Here is a 15,941-nt window from a genome sequence, read left to right on the forward strand (position 1 = left end):
GGTATATGTACTGGAAGCAAAAGACAGCACCGAGGCGGACCCGTTGCCGAACACTCATGAAGAGGCGCTCCGATGGGAGAGCTGGCTGCACGCTTACGAGCAGGCTCGTGACGAGCTGCCCGGACCGATCTCCGGGCCTTGCCCGAACTGCGGACGGGCCTGCCTCCGCCTGGTGTACCGGCTCCGGATCCCTCACCTGCTCGTCGGCGACGCCCACTTCTGGTGTGACCACTGCCTGAAGGGGCCGTACCTCGGCCGCGTCGAGATCCCCGAAGCCGCTGTGGCGGAGGCGGGGGAGCAGGCGTACCAGCGGCTTCGACCCACGATCCCGGACTACGAGCTCATCCCCCCTGCGATGCCCGACCCCCCGTAGCCCGCCGAACGCGTGTACGGCCGGCACCATCCCGCACATCGGCCGCGACGAGCTGGGCCGGCGGTAGGGGAGTGTCAGGCCAAGAGGATGCCGCTCACACCTGTGGTCGTCATGGCCGGGTGACCCGTCGGTGCCGTCGTTCGGCCAGCTCCTCCGCGCTGACCAGGGTCAGGATGGGGGTCCCCGGCGGCGCGAACATGGTCACCACCAGCTGCGACTGCGCGTCCGGAAGGTTGTTGGCGCCCTGGAGGTGGATCACGTCACCGCCGGGCTCGAACAGGGCGTCACCGGCCTTGAGCACCCGGGGCGGCTGCCCCTCCAGCTCGAAGAGGATCTCGCCCTGGGTCACGTACCCGAAGAGCGGCCCGGGGTGCCGGTGCGGCGGCGCGCCGGGGTCACCGGGCGGCAGGGTGACCCGGATGGTCCTGGCCTCGGCACCGGCCGGGATCCGGGCCGCCGCCTCCGGCAGGGTCGTGATCACCTCGACGCCTGGGGGCAGGTGCGCGTGGTCAGCGCTCATGTGTTCCTCCGTCCGAACAGGGATTGTCCAGAGTGAGGACAAGACGACCTCCCCGTTTGTGACAGCCCTGACGGTTCGGAACGAGGAATACCCGGGCCTCCCTCATCCGCCGGCACAGCAACGGACGGACACCGACACCCTTCTCCAGAGCGACACGTCCACCCCTCGCGGCACCCATGATCGGCCATTCCGCCCGATCCGGTAGTCAGAGAGATTTGGCGCGGAATCCGGCGTCAACGTGGGGCCACTGGTCAGCAGGCTCTCTCTGCCTCCGGCCTCGCTTCCCATGCGGACCTGGCGAGGATCAGCGAACGGTGGAACGGGCGATGCGGAAGCCGACGTCGTCGACCTGGAACGTCGGGTGACTGCGGCGTCGCGCGGAGGCTCGGCAACTCCAGTGCTCGTCGAACCAGCCGCCTCCGCGCAGCACCCGGTAGGTCTCCTTGACCTCGGCGTCGTGGATGTCCCAGCACCATTCCCAGACGTTGCCGAGCACGTCGTGAAGGTCCCACGCGTTACCGTCGGCCCGCACCGCGCCGGCCTCCACGGTCGCCGGCCCGAACATCGTGAGTCCCAGGACCGGCGCGGATAGGGCGGCGAGGAATGTCTTTGGGCCGAAGTCGCGCTTCATGCGTACTCCTTCGTGTGGCCCGGCCGGCCGAGCAGCAGCGACGTGCCGGCAGCCGTAACGACGCAGGTGAGCATCCCGGCGAGTCCGCGACGTGCGTGCATGGTGGTCTCCTCTGTACGGGGGACGGCATGTTCTCGCTGGACGACATCGAAACGACCTCCGGCGGGTGTCCAACAGGACCACGGCCGGACTCGGCCGTCTCCGGACGCTTCACCGCCGGATTCGGACACACTAGGTAATCGCTCGTACACTGTCTGGCGCGGCAAGTGTGGCCGAACGGCCCCGGTCAGGAGAGGACAGGGTCTGGAACAGATGAGCGAGGCCCCCCAAGGCGACCAAGACCCTCGGCCTTCAGGAAAGGCGACCGAGGGTGGACCGGAGTCGGTGACCTGTCACGAGGACCTGGTGAAACTGCTGGCCGAGCAGTTCGCGCGAGCCGACGTGTCACTTCGAGAGCTTCAGACACGGGCGGACAGGGTTGGCGGAACGCGGCTGCCACGCAGCACCTGCGCCGACATGCTGGCCGGTCGGCGCTTCCCCAAGAAGGCGGTGATGGTGGCGTTCCTTCGGGGATGCCGCGTCCCCGACCATCAGCTCCCGGAGTGGGAACGGGCGTGGGAACGGGTGCGTGTCAATCAGCTGCCCGCCGGGTTCAACGAGAATCGCAGCGTCGAGTCCTCCCACGGCACGCCGCGCGCTGCCCAGATCATGACCGCACCCGGCAACCCGGGGACGACCCGTGCCGCCGGCCGGCGTTGGCGCCAAGCCGCCCTGCTGGCAGCGGTGGCCGTGCCGGCGGCTGCGGTAACCCTGAGCGTCGTCATCGCGCAGAGGGCAACGCCGCAACGCGGCGCCTCCGAAGGAGCGCCTGACCACATCGTGAATCCCGCCCACATCGTCAGTGACGACGGTCGTGCGTTCCCTCGTGGAGGGTCGAGCCGGTTCACCGTGACCGTCAACCCGGCCAATACCGGCGTACGGCTGATCCGCCGGCTGGATGCAGGCGTCGGTCTGCAACATGCCACCATCACCGTCAACGGAACCCCGGCCGCGAAATGGCGACCGCTGCTCGAGGACAGCGTCTACAAGTGGAGAGACCAGATCGTCGCCATCCCGCCGGATCTGACGGCGGGGCGACGCTCGCTCACCATCGTCAACACGTGCGTGTCCTCCTCGGGCTTCAACGAGTTTCTCTACACCGTGGAGCACAAGGTCAACGGTGTCTGGTCGACTGCCGATACGGTCGACATCGGCCGCAACCACACCGCGAGCGAAGCCGCGCACGACTACCGCGTCGTCGGAGAGGACTGGGCCGAAACGCAGACGTTCGCCTACCCGCCGCGGAAGGAGGCCTGGAGCGTCCAGTGAGGTCACGCCGTGGTGGCGGCCGATCCGCTCGCGGGTGCCGATGACGCGGAAGCCGGCACGAGCGTGCAGGGCGGCGCTTTCGTGCCCTCGGTCTAGGCTCGGGCGGTACGGAGGGCTCTGGACAGGGCGAGGGCGGCGGTGTGCACGGCAGGGGCGACCTGCTGCATCCGCATGCGGGAACTCCAGCCCGAGACCGACAGCGCGCCCAACGCCGTGCCGTCCGGGGCGAGCACGGGAGCGGCGGCGCAGACGATCCCGGCTCCGGACTCCTCGCGATCGAACGCGACCCCCTCACCACGGACTCGGCCCAGCTCGCGGGCCAGGACGCCGGGCGCGGTGACGCTCCGCTCGCTGATGCGGGGCAGCCCCCGCTCCAGTACGGCCCGCACGACGGCCGGGGGCGAGAACGCGAGGATGGCCTTGCCCACCCCTGTCGCCGTGGCCGGCAGGCGCCCGCCCACCCGTGACGGGAAGTCCGGGCCGCCCGGCGTGGGCAGGATCTCGACGTAGACGACTCCGTGGCCCTCCAGCACCGCGAGGTGCACGGTCTGCCGGGTTGCCTCCCGCAGGTCCGGTCACCGATGCCTACGCGATCCAGCTCGCCCAGGTCCGCGAGTGGACCGCGGCGGGGGCCGTGGTCAAAGGCCACAAGGTCGGCCTGGCCTCGGCCGCGATGCAGCGGCAGCTCGGCGTTGACGAGCCCGACTTCGGCCATCTCACGGACACGATGTTCTTCCAGCACTCCGCCCCGATCGACGCCGGGCGCTTCCTGCAGCCCCGGATCGAGCCGGAGATCGCCTTCGTGCTGGGACGCCCGCTGTCGGGTCCCGGAGTGACCGTCGCCCAGGCCATCGCCGCCGTGGACTTCGTGCTGCCGGCCTTGGAGATCATCGACTCGCGGATCGAGAACTGGAAGATCACCCTGGCGGACACCATCGCCGACAACGCCTCCAGCGGTGGTGTGGTGCTCGGCACCCGCCCCACCCGGCTGGAGGCCGTCGATCTTGCCCTGGCCGGTTGCCTGCTGCACAGGAACGGCGTGCTGGAACAGACCGGCGCGGGCGGCGCGGTGCTCGGCTCGCCGATCAACGCGCTGGTCTGGCTGGCCAACGTGCTCGGGGCGCGCGGGGTGAGCCTGGAGGCGGGGCATGTCGTTCTGCCCGGGTCGGTCACGGCGGCGATTCCGGTCGCGGCCGGGGACACGGTGACGGCCACGTTCGCCGGCCTCGGCGCGGTGTCCGCGACCTTCGCGGAGGCGGCCCGGTGAGCAGGCTCAGCGCGGCGATCGTCGGGCCCGGGAACATCGGCACCGACCTGCTGGTCAAGCTGCTGCGCAGCGACGTGATCGAGGTTCGTTCGATGGTGGGGGTGGACCCCGCCTCCGACGGCCTGGCCCGGGCCCGTTCGCTCGGCGTCGAGGCCTCGGCGGGCGGCGTGGACTGGCTACTGGCCCAGGACACCCTGCCCGACCTGGTCTTCGAGGCCACCTCCGCCAAGGCGCACCTGGCCAACGCGCCTCGCTACGCCGAAGCCGGCATCAAGGCGATCGACCTCACGCCCGCCGCCGCCGGGCCGTTCGTGTGCCCGCCGGTCAATCTGGACACCCTGTCCGACGCGCCCAACCTCAACATGATCACGTGCGGCGGCCAGGCCACGATCCCGATCGTGCACGCCGTCACCCGGGTCGCCCCGGTCGCGTACGCCGAGATCGTCGCCTCGATCTCCTCTCGCTCCGCGGGACCCGGCACGAGGGCCAACATCGATGAGTTCACCCAGACCACGGCCCGCGCCATCGAGCAGGTCGGTGGTGCGGCCAGGGGGAAGGCGATCATCATCCTCAACCCGGTGAAGCCGCCGATGATCATGCGTGACACGGTGTTCTGCGCGATTCCCGAGGACGCCGACACCGGCGCGGTCAGCGATTCGATCCATGCGACCGTTGCCGAGGTGGCCGCGTACGTGCCCGGTTACACCCTCCGCGCCGAACCGCAGTTCGACCCTCCCCGCGACGTCTGGAATGGGATGGCCCGGGTCGCCGTCTTCCTGGAGGTCCGGGGCAACGGCGACTACCTGCCGCCATGGGCCGGCAACCTCGACATCATGACCGCGGCCGCCGCCCGGGTGGGCGAGCAACTGGCACTGAGGAGCGTGACCGCGTGAGCCAGACACCCGGCAGGATCAGGATCACCGACTCCACCCTGCGCGACGGCAGCCACGCGATGGCCCACCGCTTCACCGAGGAGCAGGTGCGCGGCGTCGTGCACGCGCTCGACCGGGCGGGGGTGGAGGTCATCGAGGTCAGCCATGGTGACGGCCTGGGCGGCTCGTCGTTCAACTACGGCTTCTCCCTCGAAGACGACATCGATCTGGTCGCCGCCGCAGTGGACGAGGCGCGGAACGCCAAGATCGCCGTACTGCTGCTGCCCGGTCTCGGCACCGTGGAGGACCTGAAGCAGGCACACGGCGCCGGAGCGTCGGTCGCCCGGATCGCCACCCACTGCACCGAGGCCGACGTCTCTCTGCAGCACTTCGCCGCGGCCCGTGAGCTGGGCATGGAGACCGTGGGCTTTCTGATGCTGTCCCACCGCATTGGCCCCGACGAGCTCGCCAGGCAGGCCCGGATCATGGTGGACGGCGGCGCCCAGTGCGTGTACGTGGTGGACTCCGCGGGCGCCCTGGTCCTGGGGGAGGCGCAGGCCAGGATCAGCGCGCTGGTCGCCGAGATCGGCCAGGAGGCCCAGGTCGGCTTCCACGGCCACCAGAACCTCTCGCTCGGCGTCGCCAACTCGGTGCTGGCGACGCAGAACGGTGCCCGCCAGATCGACGGCGCGTTGTGCGCGCTCGGCGCGGGAGCCGGCAATTCACCCACCGAAGTGCTCGTCGCCACCTTCGACCGGCTCGGCATCGCCACCGGCGTCGACGTGCAGGGCGCCCTCGCCGCCGCCGAGGACGTGGTCAAGCCCTTCCTGCACCGCCTCCCGTTCGCCGACCGCTCCGCGATCACTCAGGGCTACGCCGGGGTGTACTCCAGCTTCCTGCTCCATGCCGAACGTGCCGCCGAACGGTACGGCGTGCCCGCTCACGAGATCCTTCAGAGGGTCGGCGAGGCCGGATACGTCGGTGGCCAGGAAGACATGATCATCGACGTCGCCCTCCAGCTCGTCGCCGCACGCGAAGCCGTCTGAGCCACAGCCGATCCGGCAGCACGTGATCGCCCGTTCACAGGTCGAGGGCTCGGCTCCAAGCGTGGGACCGGCCCCTCGACCTCAGCCCGAACTGCGATGGCCACGGGGCGGATGCGATCACCTGGCCGCTTCGGCGCTTTGCGCCGCTCGGACGGCGTCATGGTGGTACTGCTCGCGAAGGATGGGGGCGCGGCGGAGCTGCTGGCGGCGATCCGGGCAGCCGCTGCCGGGGAGGCGCCTGTCGCGCCGAGGCTCGTACGTCGCCTGATCGACTCGTTCGTCCTCGCACCGCCGGTGACCACATCCGCCGAGCACCCGCCCGCCGCCGCGTCCAGGCTGGGGCGTCTCACCACCCGCGAACGCGAGATCCTCGCCTCGGTCGGCCTGGGACTCACCAACGCGGAGATCGCCGCGCGGCTGCAGCTGGCGGAGTCGACCGTCAAGACCCATCTCGGCTCGGTGCTGCGCAAGCTCGAGCTACGCGACCGTGTGCAAGCGGTCATCCTCGCGCAGACACAGGGGCTGACCGGCGACTCGCGGCGGACCGGCTGATCCCGATCGCGAGGGCGCAGGCCGCCGTGCCGACCAGCACGAACAGCCCGGTGTCACCGGCCAGGTACTCGCGCACCACCACGGGCTCCTCGGTCGAGATCGCGTACTCCAGCAACAGGGCGAAGGTGGCGTTGTGCGCGAAGTGGGCCAGCACGACCGGCCACACGCTCCCGGACGTGACACGCACGTACCCGAAGAGGAACGAGAACGCGATCACCGAGCCGCTGAACAGCACAAGCACCAGGCTTCGGTCTCCTTCGCCGTGGTAGTACGGCGTGAACAGGATGTACGGCAGGTGCCAGGCGATCCAGACCAGCCCGACCACGAGCATGGCCGAGCGCTCGCCCAGGAACGCGAGCCGTGGCTGCAGGTAGCCCCGCCAGCCGATCTCTTCCGCGAACGACAGGATCGGCCCGGTGACAGACGCGGCGATCACCGACTGAAGCCAGTCGCCCTGCGGCGCGGAGAACCGGCCGAAGCCGAGCGCGACCGCACCCGCAGTGGCGAGCAGGCAGACGCCGGCGGTGGTGGCGAGCGCGAGCGGCCAGGTCCGCAGGCCGAGCCGCCCCATACCGAGCCGGCGCCACCCGTCTCTGGAATACCCCTCCCGGGTGATGACGAGCAGCATGGCCATGACGACGAGCAACGGCGAGAAGGCGAGGACGAGCCCTCCGGCGATGTTGGCGGTGCCCAGCGAGATCGTGAGCACAAGGACGATGAAAACGATCGACGCAGCGCGATCAGAGAGCCGTTCGAACACGGACAGACCTTCTTTCGGGGAACTGGCCTGGCCAGTGTTCATGAACGCGTCGCCGCCGCCATCCACCGACGATCCGAATTTCCACCGCCCCCGGCCTGCCCCTTCCACCTGCGGGACTAGGCCGCTGGGCCCAGAAAGCCGGCGCTCTGTCAGCGTTGTGGGCTCGCGCCGGCGACGCCCTCCGGACGCCGGCCACCCCCTGTGCGCCGGCGCCGCGAGTCTCGACGCCGTGCTGGGCTGCGGGGACTGGGTTCTCATGGAGTTCTCAGGTGGATTTTGTGGCACTTTGAGCTGAGTTTTATGACTATGGGGCGATGGAGCACGTGCCGCAGGAGGTCGGTGCGGCCGAGGCTCGGGGAGCCGGGGCCGGGAGGGCTCGGCGGTTTGTCGCCGGGGGCGGCGTGCTTGTCGTCGTGGCGGTGCTGGCGTACTGGCTGGGAAGCAGCGGTGGGAACGGCGAAAGGGCCGTGCCCTCGCCGAGTCCGACGCCGACGCCCAGCGCGACGCTCGCGACGGCCGAGGTCTTCAAGAGGGTCGGGCCGTCGGTGGTGGTCATCCAGGCCGGGAAGTCGCTCGGAACAGGGGTGATCGCGGCCGAGGACGGGACGATTCTGACGGCGTACCACGTCGTCAAAGGCACCAAGGGCAAAGACGCTGAGGCCGTCAGCGTGACGTTCGCGGACGGCACCAAGGCGAAGGCCGTCGTCGTGTCGTCGAATCCCAAGCGCGATGTCGCGGCACTCAAGCCCGCGAAGCTGCCGGAGATCGTCGTCCCGGCGACGCTCGGCGGCGCCGTGGCCGTGGGCGCCCCCGTGGTGGCGATCGGCAATCCGCTGGGTCTGACCTACAGCGTCTCCACCGGCGTGGTGTCGGGCCTGAACCGGACCACCGAAGAAGGAGATCGCGACCTGGGCGGGCTCATCCAGTTCGACGCCTCCGTCAATCCGGGCAGCTCCGGCGGTCCCCTTCTGGACGCTCGTGGCCTGGTCATCGGGATCGTTGTCTCGATCGCCGATCCGGGAGGCGACGATGCGTTCGCGGGTATCGCGTTCGCGGTGCCGATCGGCGTGGCCCTGGGTGGTACCGAAGGCGACGGCCCGCCGGGACCTGAGATCTGACCGACTGATGCGTCTCGAGAAGGAAGACCATGACCTCGACCAAGTCCCCCGAGTCCGCTCACCCGCTCGAACAGGTGCTGTTCGAGGTCAAACGCACGATCGTCGGGCAGGACGTGCTGCTGGAGCGCATGGCTGTCGCGTTGATCGCCGACGGTCACCTGCTGGTCGAGGGTGTGCCGGGGCTGGCCAAGACGCTCGCGGTGCGGTCGCTGGCCGCGGCGATCGCCGGGAGTTTCCAGCGCGTCCAGTTCACTCCTGATCTGGTGCCGGCCGATCTCGTGGGTACGCGGGTCTACCACCAGCATTCCGGGGAGTTCAAGACCGAGCTGGGCCCGGTGTTCGCGAATCTGCTGCTGGCTGACGAGATCAACCGGGCCCCCGCCAAGGTGCAGAGCGCCCTGCTGGAGGTGATGCAGGAGCATCAGGTGACGATCGGGCGTGAGACGTTCCGGGTGCCTGAGCCGTTCCTGGTCATGGCGACGGAGAACCCGATCGAGTCGGAGGGCACCTACCCGCTGCCGGAGGCGCAGGTCGACCGTTTCATGATGAAGGTGGTCGTCGACTATCCGACGCAGGCCGAGGAGCAGGCGATCGTCGCACGGGCACTGCGTCCGCCGGAGCCGCCGCAGCCGATGGTGACGGCCGAGGATCTGATCGCGATGCGGGCCCGCGCGCAGCAGGTGTACGTCGATCCGGCGATCGTCGACTACGCCGTACGGCTGGTCGCCGTGACGCGTTCCCCTGCGACGGGCGGGCTCGGCGAGCTGGAACGGTATGTCACGTACGGGGCGAGCCCGCGGGCGTCCATCGCGCTGGTCACGGGCGCGCGGGCGCTGGCGTTCCTGCGCGGGCGCGACTACGTCCTGCCGCATGATTTGTCCGAGCTCGCGCTGGATGTGCTGCGGCACCGCCTCGTGCTGTCGTACGAGGCCCTCGCGGACGACATCGACGCCGACACGATCATCACCAGGGTGCTCGGGGCTGTCCGGGCGCCCGACGTCGTCCTGCAGAACCGCTGAGCTGCCATGGCCACCGCCCCCGAAAAGCTCCTGCTCCGCCTGGAGTGGAAGGTCGTCCGCAGGCTGGACGGCCGGCTCCAGGGCGCCCACCGCACCACACACCGCGGCTCCGGGATCGACTTCACCGGGTTGCGCGCCTACAGCGACGGCGACGACGCCCGGCACATCGACTGGAACGTGACCGCGCGGCTGGACGAGCCGCACCTGCGGGTGTTCACCGAGGATCGTGAGCTGACGGTGTGGCTGGTGCTCGACCGGTCGGCGTCGATGCTGGCGGGCCGGCCGGGGCGCGGCAAGCATGACGTGCTCGCCGAGCTCGCGCTGGTCCTGGCTCGGTTGTTCGGGCGGGGCGGCAACCGCGTGGGTGCTCTGCTGTTCGACACCGGGATGCTGCGTGTCGTGCCGCCCGGCACGTCCCGGCGGCACGCGTTGCGGATCGGCGCCGAGCTGCAACGCACCGCCGAAACGGCGCGTGGTGGCGCCACCACCGACCTGGCGGAGATGCTCGATGCGGCCGGACGGCTCGCGCGCCGCCGCGCGCTCGTCGTCGTGCTGTCGGACTTCATCGGCGACGGCGACTGGGAACGATCGCTCCAGCGCCTGGCCCGGCGGCATGAGGTGGTCGCCTTGCGGATCGTGGACACCGCGGACGACGTGCTGCCGGAAGCCGGGCTGATCGTGGTCGAGGATGCCGAGACCGGCGAGCAGCTCGTCGTCGACTCCGCCGATCCGCTGTTGCGAGTCCGCTTCCGCGAGGCCGTCGACGCCCGCGATGCCCGGCTCGCGGCGGGCATGCGCCGGGCCGGGGTGCCCGTGCACCGCATCGACACCGACCGCGATCTGGCCGAGGCACTCGTCGAGGTCGTCGCCCGAACCCGGGACCGGTCGCCATGACCGTGCTTGTCGAGGTCATCAACGGACACGGAGGGGGCTCATGACGCTGTCCTCCCCGCTGCTGCTGGCTGTCGGACTGCTCGTCACGGCGGCGCTCGTCTGGGCGAGTGTCGTCTCGGCGCGCCGGCGGACGGCAGCGCTCGTCGCGGCCGGTGTCGCCGTGCCGGGCGGCCGCCGGGCGTACCTCGGTACCGGTCTGTCGATCGCCGGCGTCGCCGTGCTCGCGATCGCCACCGCCGGACCGGCGGCCATGGTGCCGGTCCCGCGCGCCGCGGGCACCGTCATCCTCGCCATCGACGTCTCCAACAGCATGGGCGCCGACGATGTCGCGCCCACCCGGCTGGCGGCCGCGCAGCGGGCGGCCCGCGCGTTCGTGGCGGCGCAGCCCGACAGCGTCGACATCGGAGTCGTCGCGTTCGAACGGGGCGCGCTCACCACCGCACGGCCCGACGCCGACCACTCCATCGCGCTCAAGGCCATCGACCGACTGAAGATCACCGGCAGCACCTCGCTGGGGACGGCCATCACGGCCTCGCTGACGGCGATCACCGGCAAGCAGGTGGCCATCGGCCGCGACGGCGCCGCGCCCGACGTCGGTTACTGGCCGTCGGCGACGATCGTGATGTTCTCCGACGGTCAGAACCAGGGCGGGGACATCGAGCGAGCCGCCGAAGTGGCCCAGAAGGCGGGCGTTCACATCCACACCGTCGGGGTCGGCACCACGGCCGGGGCGACGGTGCAGGTCGACGGCTACCACCTGCAGACCTCGCTGGACGAGGACACCCTCACCTTGATCGCGCAGACCACCGGCGGCGCCTACCACCCCGCCTCCGACACTGCGCAGCTCGACGGGATCGCCGACACGATCGATCTGCGGCTCACCGTCTCCGACGAGCCGCTGCCCCTCGCCGGCGCCCTCATCGGGCTCGCCCTCGCGCTGCTCGCCGGGGGAGCGGCGCTCACCGTGCTCCGGTCTGGACGGGTGATCTGAATGTCGTTGTCATGGCCGTGGGCGCTGCTGTCCGTCCTGATCATCCCGCTGATCTTCGCCGTCCGCTGGTGGGCGCGGCGCCGCCGGCGGCGGGCCGCCGTGCGGGTCACCTCGATCGCGCTCGTACGCAGCGCCCTGCCCGGCGGTACGCGCTGGACGCGGAAGATCCCCGCGGCACTCTTCATCGCCGGGCTCGCGCTGCTCGCGGTCGGGGCCGCGCGACCGCAGGCGTCGGTGCCCGTACCGATGACGTCGGCGACGATCCTGCTCGCGCTCGACACCTCCGGCTCCATGTGCTCCACGGACGTCGACCCCAACCGCATCACCGCCGCCAAGAAGGCCGCGGCCGACTTCATCGAGTCGCAGCGGGGCGGGCCGCGCATCGGCCTGGTCACCTTCGCGGGCACCGCGGGGCTGCTCGTCCCGCCCACCGACGACACCGACTCGCTGATCGAAGCGCTGGACGGCCTCACCGTGTCCCGCGGCACCGCGATCGGGCAGGCCATGCTCACCTCGATCGACGCGATCGCCGAGGTCGACCCGTCGGTCGCCCCCACCGGGGCGGACCCCGGCGACGCCGGCGGGGGAGGGTACGCCGGGGCCGCGATCGTCGTGCTCACCGACGGCGCCAACACCCAGGGCGTCGACCCGCAGACCGCCGCCCAGGAGGCGGCCCTGCGCCGCGTCCGCGTCTTCACCATCGGCTTCGGCACCACGAACCCGGCCCCGATGGTCTGCGACAACTCGCAGTTCGACGGCGGCTTCGGCGGCTGGGGCGGCGGCTTCGGCGGGCGCGGCGGATTCGACCGCGGCCGGAACGTCCGCATGATCGACGAGCCCTCGCTCAAGCAGATCGCCCAGACCACCGGCGGCTCCTACCACCGCGCCGAGAACGCCGACCAGCTGCAGAGCGCTCTCAACGCCCTTCCAGGCAGCTTCACCGTCATCAACCAACGGGTCGACACAGCCGCCGCCTTCGCCGCCGGTGGCGCCATCCTCATCACCGCGGCCCTGTCCCTGTCGCTCTGGTGGAACCGCCCCCGGACCCCGACCCGCTGACGGCACCTGCAGCCGGTCAAGCCGAGCGCGGCAACGTCAGCGGAAGCCGGTGCGATCGCCGGAAGCAAAGGCGCGCGGGATGCGGCGTCATGAGGCGAGGAGGGCGGCGGTGGCCGGCCAGCCCTCGCGGGCGCTGGGGTAGTGCGGGGCCCAGCCGGTGGCCGCGCGGCAGCGGGCGTTGCTGACCCGTAGTGAGCGGGTCAGCGAGGTGAGGCGGTCGCCGAAGAGGTAGGCGGCGCGGCCGGGGACGCTGAGCCACAGGCGGGTCGCGGCGGCGCGGGCGAGGGTGTGGGCGTACTCGCGCTTGGTCAGCGGCTCGTCGTCGACCACGTTGTACGTGCCCGCGGGCGCCCCGAGCGCGGCGACGACGGCTTCGGCGGCGTCGGTCAGGTGGATGGAGGAGACGTAGCCGTCGGGGTGGCCGAGCACCATGCCGACGTGGTGGCGGGCCTGGGCGTACATCTGCTCGCTGTGCGCGGCCCCCGGTCCGTAGAACCAGCCGAACCGCAGCACCACGCCCGCGCCGCCGCCCTCCCGGCCGAACCGGTGCGCGCTCGACTCGGCGGCGAAGTTGCCGCGGGTCATCGGGTAGCGATCGACGGGCGCGTCCTCGTCGATCCAGCGCGCGCCCTGGTCGCGGTAGACCATGCTGACCGACTCCTGGACGACCCGGCCGACGCCGGCGGCGAGCGCGGCGTCCACGACGGCGGCCGAGCCCTCGGTACGTACCCGGTTGTTCTGGCGCTGAGCTCCGACGCTCATGAACTTGCTCATCGGCGGGATCGCGCTGGCCAGGTTGATCACCGCGTCGTGCCCGGCGAAGGCCGAGGTCAGCGCCTCTCGGTCGAACAGTGACACCGTGACCGGAGTGGCGCCCTGGCCGCCGAGGGCGGCCGCCTTGTCCGCCGTGCGGGCAAGAGCTGTAACCGTGTGCCCCGCGGCGAGCAGGGCAGGGACCGTGTGGCGGCCGATCGCGCCGGTGCCGCCCGTGACGAACACTCGCATAGAAAGAGAGTACTCTCTCACTATGGCGAGATCGACACCGGGGGTCACCCGGCAGCGGCTCATCGACGAGGCGGTGCGGCTGTTCTCCACCCGCGGCTACGCCGAGACCTCGGTCGCCGACATCCAGGCGGCGTGCGGGCTGACCACCGGTTCGGGTGCGCTCTACAAGCACTTCCCGTCGAAACGGGCCCTGCTGGAGGAGGCCGTACGGCAGAACATGGAGGCCATTGCCCGGCGCGCCGCCGCGGCCACGGCCGAGCGGCCGGCGGACGAGGACGGGCGGGCGGCGCTGGAGCGCATGGCACGGGTGGTCTGGGAGTCGCTGGAGAGCGACCGCGATCTCATCCGCATCATGCTGCGCGAGTACGACGGGTTTCCCGATTTGTTCGAGCGCATGTGGGAGGGGGTGCTGGCAAGCGTGTACGCCCAAGGGGCCGCCTGGATCGCCGCGCAGAAGGCACTGGGCAAGGCCGACGTCGACGATCCGGAGGCGGCCGGGGCCGTGCTGCTGGCGTCCCTGACCTACTACCCGCTGCTGCGGGCCATGATCGGCCACACACCGGGCGGTCTCGACCCGGAGCGGTTCCTCGCCGCCTGGGTCGAGACCGCGGCGGCCACCCTCCAGCTGCGCTGACGGGCGGCGATCAGGACGTGGGCTCTCCGTCCGCCGGGCAGCCTTCCTTCTGCAGGATGGTGCGGACCAGGGTGTCGGGCATCGGCGTCTCGCTGACGACCAGGTCGGCCTTGCCGTACTCGGACAGCCCGCCGCCGTGGACGTACATGGAGTCGGGCACGGTGGTCCTGAGCTCCGCGTCCGCGCCACGATCGCCGGACTTCCTGACCGCGAACCCGCTGATGGCCAGCCCGAGTCTGGCCAGACTCTCCCGCACCTCGCTCACGCGGCGGTTGTAGAACGGGGCGCAGTGCAGGGGTTCTTTCGGCGCGTGCAGCATGCCGACGATCTCGTACTCCTCCCCGGGGCGGGCCGCACGGCCGAGCGTGATGTCCGCCGAGCCGGTGAAGTCCTTGGCGATGGTGAGGCCGATCGGGCAGGTGCGCCCGAGGCCGCACCCTCCGGGCCGGTCGATCGTCTTGATCTTGTCGGCGTACGGGAAGGGGCCCGAGCGCCAGCCCGGCGTGTCGGTGGCGATCTCGCCGACGAAGCTCGGGGTGGCGGGCACGACCCTGAGCGAGACGTCGATGCCCGCGCCCCGCAGCTGGCTCTCGTACACCTCGGGGGCGGCACGCCGGCCGTACGTGCTCAGGTCGATGTCATCGGCGGCCAGCTCGGCCGCCAGGCGCTTGCGGGCGCGGTGCAGGCGCTGGCGGACCGCCATGTGCGAGCAGCCCAGCACCTTGGCGATCTCGGTGGTGCCGAGCCCTTCCCAGCCCACCAGCGACAGCAGCTCCCTGTCGTCGTCCGACAGGCGCGAGAACGCCTCGCGGGCCCCCTCCGGCGCGCGGTCCGTCGCCGGGTCGGCGTACGCGGAGTGCTCCTCGCGCAGGCGCCGCGCCAGGGCTGTGCGGCGCAGCGCGCTACGGCGATGGTTGGCCAGAGTCCGCCGGGCCGTGCCGTACAGCCACAGCCGGGCCTCCTCGCCGGCCGGCACGTCCGCCAGCCTCCGCCAGGCCGTGGTGAACGTCTCGGCGATCACGTCGGTGGTGTCGTCAGGGTGGTCGGTACGACGCCGGACGTAACTGGAGACGGCCGCTTCACTGGCGGCGTTCCCGGTCCCATTGGTCGAGGAGCCTGGGGAACTCGCGGCCCATGAAGGCGTACATGTCGCGCATCAGCTCAAGGCGGGCCCGGCCCTTGGGGTTGTCGCCGACGGCGCCCAGCCCCTGTTCGGCGAGCTGCGCGAACGCGGTGAAGTCGGCCATCTTCGCCCGGAACGCCCGCCCGAAGACGTCCTCGGCCAGCCGGTAGTGATCACGGCGGCCCCTGGGCGGGCGGAAGCGTTCGACGAGCCCGCCCCGCTCGAGCTGCCCCAGCGCGACGCTCATGCTGCTCTTGGCCACGCCCAGGCTCTCGCACAGGCCCGGGGCGTCGGCGGAGTCACCCGGGTCGACCAGCAGCAGGCCGACGACCCGCCCGGCCGTCCGGCTGAGCCCCAGCCGCTCGAAGTACAGCCCCGCGCTCTCCACGAACTCCTCGACACTCGCCACCCAGGGATTCTATCTTGTTCGGATCGTTCCGAACACTTAGGATTGTTCTGTGCTCACCATAGCCATCACCGGCGCCAATTCCGGCATCGGACTGCGGGCCGCCCGCATCCTGGCCGCCGCCGGTCACCACGTGCTGGCGCTGTGCCGCGACCCCGGCCGGGGTCGCGGGGGGGGGGGGGGCCGCCCCCCCCCCCCCCCCCCCCCCCCCCCCCCCCCCCCGCCCCCCCCCCCCCCCCCCCCCCCCCCCCCCCCCCCCGCCGTTGCCCAGGTGCCGGTGGCCTCCTCCAGTACCCAGCGAGG

18 protein-coding genes and 1 pseudogene are annotated in these 15,941 nt (G+C 71.2%); 12 read left to right on the plus strand and 7 right to left on the minus strand.

Features of this window, described 5'->3' with window-relative positions:
- Positions 1–43: 43 nt before the first annotated feature.
- The gene (locus ACIBI9_RS58155; protein ID WP_397236118.1) at positions 44–373 is read left to right on the plus strand and encodes a hypothetical protein; all 330 of its coding nucleotides are present in this window, start codon (positions 44–46) and stop codon (positions 371–373) included.
- 109 nt (positions 374–482) lie between these two features.
- Here ACIBI9_RS58155 and ACIBI9_RS58160 read toward each other — a convergent pair whose 3' ends face one another.
- Entirely contained in the window at positions 483–893 is a 411-nt protein-coding gene (locus ACIBI9_RS58160; protein WP_397236120.1) for a cupin domain-containing protein, read from the minus strand.
- Positions 894–1,197: 304 nt separating this feature from the next.
- Positions 1,198–1,458, minus strand: coding sequence for a formylglycine-generating enzyme family protein (locus ACIBI9_RS58165; protein ID WP_397236153.1), 261 nt, complete (start codon positions 1,456–1,458; stop codon positions 1,198–1,200).
- A gap of 471 nt (positions 1,459–1,929) precedes the next feature.
- Here ACIBI9_RS58165 and ACIBI9_RS58170 point away from each other — a divergent pair, with 471 nt between their 5' ends.
- The gene (locus tag ACIBI9_RS58170; RefSeq protein ID WP_397236122.1) at positions 1,930–2,892 is read left to right on the plus strand and encodes a hypothetical protein; all 963 of its coding nucleotides are present in this window, start codon (positions 1,930–1,932) and stop codon (positions 2,890–2,892) included.
- A 92-nt stretch (positions 2,893–2,984) separates the two neighbouring features.
- Here ACIBI9_RS58170 and ACIBI9_RS58175 read toward each other — a convergent pair whose 3' ends face one another.
- Positions 2,985–3,437: an IclR family transcriptional regulator gene (locus tag ACIBI9_RS58175; protein ID WP_397236124.1), complete on the minus strand. Its 453-nt coding sequence runs from the start codon at positions 3,435–3,437 to the stop codon at positions 2,985–2,987.
- An 11-nt stretch (positions 3,438–3,448) separates the two neighbouring features.
- Here ACIBI9_RS58175 and ACIBI9_RS58180 point away from each other — a divergent pair, with 11 nt between their 5' ends.
- The 4 genes from ACIBI9_RS58180 to ACIBI9_RS58195 all read left to right on the plus strand — a co-directional run bounded on the left by ACIBI9_RS58180 (position 3,449) and on the right by ACIBI9_RS58195 (position 6,629).
- Complete coding sequence (locus tag ACIBI9_RS58180) at positions 3,449–4,159, plus strand: 2-keto-4-pentenoate hydratase (RefSeq protein ID WP_397236126.1); 711 nt, start codon at positions 3,449–3,451, stop codon at positions 4,157–4,159.
- Positions 4,156–5,052, plus strand: coding sequence for an acetaldehyde dehydrogenase (acetylating) (locus ACIBI9_RS58185; protein WP_397236128.1), 897 nt, complete (start codon positions 4,156–4,158; stop codon positions 5,050–5,052). The genes ACIBI9_RS58180 and ACIBI9_RS58185 overlap by 4 nt, the downstream gene beginning before the upstream one ends.
- On the plus strand, positions 5,049–6,077 hold the full coding sequence (gene dmpG, locus ACIBI9_RS58190) for a 4-hydroxy-2-oxovalerate aldolase (protein ID WP_397236130.1): 1,029 nt from the start codon (positions 5,049–5,051) through the stop codon (positions 6,075–6,077). Before ACIBI9_RS58185 ends, dmpG begins: the two co-directional genes overlap by 4 nt.
- 159 nt (positions 6,078–6,236) lie before the next feature.
- On the plus strand, positions 6,237–6,629 hold the full coding sequence (locus ACIBI9_RS58195; RefSeq protein WP_397236132.1) for a response regulator transcription factor: 393 nt from the start codon (positions 6,237–6,239) through the stop codon (positions 6,627–6,629).
- Here ACIBI9_RS58195 and ACIBI9_RS58200 read toward each other — a convergent pair.
- Complete coding sequence (locus ACIBI9_RS58200; protein WP_397236134.1) at positions 6,577–7,338, minus strand: type II CAAX prenyl endopeptidase Rce1 family protein; 762 nt, start codon at positions 7,336–7,338, stop codon at positions 6,577–6,579. The genes ACIBI9_RS58195 and ACIBI9_RS58200 overlap by 53 nt on opposite strands.
- A gap of 365 nt (positions 7,339–7,703) precedes the next feature.
- On the opposite strand from ACIBI9_RS58200, the gene ACIBI9_RS58205 reads away from it, so the two are divergent.
- The 5 genes from ACIBI9_RS58205 to ACIBI9_RS58225 are packed head-to-tail and all read left to right on the plus strand — an operon-like array spanning position 7,704 to position 12,470.
- A complete protein-coding gene (locus ACIBI9_RS58205; RefSeq protein ID WP_397236136.1) occupies positions 7,704–8,507 on the plus strand; it encodes a S1C family serine protease in 804 nt (267 codons plus the stop codon).
- Between the two features lie 29 nt (positions 8,508–8,536).
- A complete protein-coding gene (locus ACIBI9_RS58210; RefSeq protein ID WP_397236138.1) occupies positions 8,537–9,526 on the plus strand; it encodes an AAA family ATPase in 990 nt (329 codons plus the stop codon).
- A gap of 6 nt (positions 9,527–9,532) precedes the next feature.
- The gene (locus ACIBI9_RS58215) at positions 9,533–10,420 is read left to right on the plus strand and encodes a DUF58 domain-containing protein (protein WP_397236140.1); all 888 of its coding nucleotides are present in this window, start codon (positions 9,533–9,535) and stop codon (positions 10,418–10,420) included.
- 40 nt (positions 10,421–10,460) lie between these two features.
- Positions 10,461–11,411 (plus strand): VWA domain-containing protein, encoded by a 951-nt coding sequence (locus tag ACIBI9_RS58220; protein WP_397236142.1) that lies wholly within the window; start codon positions 10,461–10,463, stop codon positions 11,409–11,411.
- Entirely contained in the window at positions 11,412–12,470 is a 1,059-nt protein-coding gene (locus ACIBI9_RS58225; protein ID WP_397236144.1) for a VWA domain-containing protein, read from the plus strand.
- Between the two features lie 87 nt (positions 12,471–12,557).
- On the opposite strand, the gene ACIBI9_RS58230 is transcribed toward ACIBI9_RS58225, so the two are convergent.
- Positions 12,558–13,475, minus strand: a complete 918-nt coding sequence (locus ACIBI9_RS58230; RefSeq protein ID WP_397236146.1) for an NAD-dependent epimerase/dehydratase family protein — start codon at positions 13,473–13,475, stop codon at positions 12,558–12,560.
- A gap of 22 nt (positions 13,476–13,497) precedes the next feature.
- Here ACIBI9_RS58230 and ACIBI9_RS58235 point away from each other — a divergent pair, with 22 nt between their 5' ends.
- The gene (locus ACIBI9_RS58235) at positions 13,498–14,109 is read left to right on the plus strand and encodes a TetR/AcrR family transcriptional regulator (RefSeq protein ID WP_397236148.1); all 612 of its coding nucleotides are present in this window, start codon (positions 13,498–13,500) and stop codon (positions 14,107–14,109) included.
- A gap of 10 nt (positions 14,110–14,119) precedes the next feature.
- On the opposite strand, the pseudogene ACIBI9_RS58240 reads toward ACIBI9_RS58235, so the two are convergent.
- Positions 14,120–15,172, minus strand: a pseudogene (locus ACIBI9_RS58240) (RNA polymerase sigma factor); the annotation flags it as partial.
- Between the two features lie 16 nt (positions 15,173–15,188).
- On the minus strand, positions 15,189–15,641 hold the full coding sequence (locus ACIBI9_RS58245; protein WP_397236150.1) for a GbsR/MarR family transcriptional regulator: 453 nt from the start codon (positions 15,639–15,641) through the stop codon (positions 15,189–15,191).
- Between the last annotated feature and the right edge of the window lie 300 nt (positions 15,642–15,941).

This window comes from Nonomuraea sp. NPDC050451, from assembly GCF_044458585.1.

Coding starts and splice junctions, on each gene's coding strand:
- ACIBI9_RS58230 (WP_397236146.1), bottom strand. CDS start 13,475: ATGCGAGTGTTCGTCACGGGCGGCACCGGCGCGATCGGCCGCCACACG.
- ACIBI9_RS58195 (WP_397236132.1), top strand. CDS start 6,237: ATGGTGGTACTGCTCGCGAAGGATGGGGGCGCGGCGGAGCTGCTGGCG.
- ACIBI9_RS58220 (WP_397236142.1), top strand. CDS start 10,461: ATGACGCTGTCCTCCCCGCTGCTGCTGGCTGTCGGACTGCTCGTCACG.
- ACIBI9_RS58160 (WP_397236120.1), bottom strand. CDS start 893: ATGAGCGCTGACCACGCGCACCTGCCCCCAGGCGTCGAGGTGATCACG.
- ACIBI9_RS58210 (WP_397236138.1), top strand. CDS start 8,537: ATGACCTCGACCAAGTCCCCCGAGTCCGCTCACCCGCTCGAACAGGTG.
- ACIBI9_RS58235 (WP_397236148.1), top strand. CDS start 13,498: ATGGCGAGATCGACACCGGGGGTCACCCGGCAGCGGCTCATCGACGAG.
- ACIBI9_RS58215 (WP_397236140.1), top strand. CDS start 9,533: ATGGCCACCGCCCCCGAAAAGCTCCTGCTCCGCCTGGAGTGGAAGGTC.
- ACIBI9_RS58165 (WP_397236153.1), bottom strand. CDS start 1,458: ATGTTCGGGCCGGCGACCGTGGAGGCCGGCGCGGTGCGGGCCGACGGT.
- ACIBI9_RS58225 (WP_397236144.1), top strand. CDS start 11,412: ATGTCGTTGTCATGGCCGTGGGCGCTGCTGTCCGTCCTGATCATCCCG.
- ACIBI9_RS58205 (WP_397236136.1), top strand. CDS start 7,704: ATGGAGCACGTGCCGCAGGAGGTCGGTGCGGCCGAGGCTCGGGGAGCC.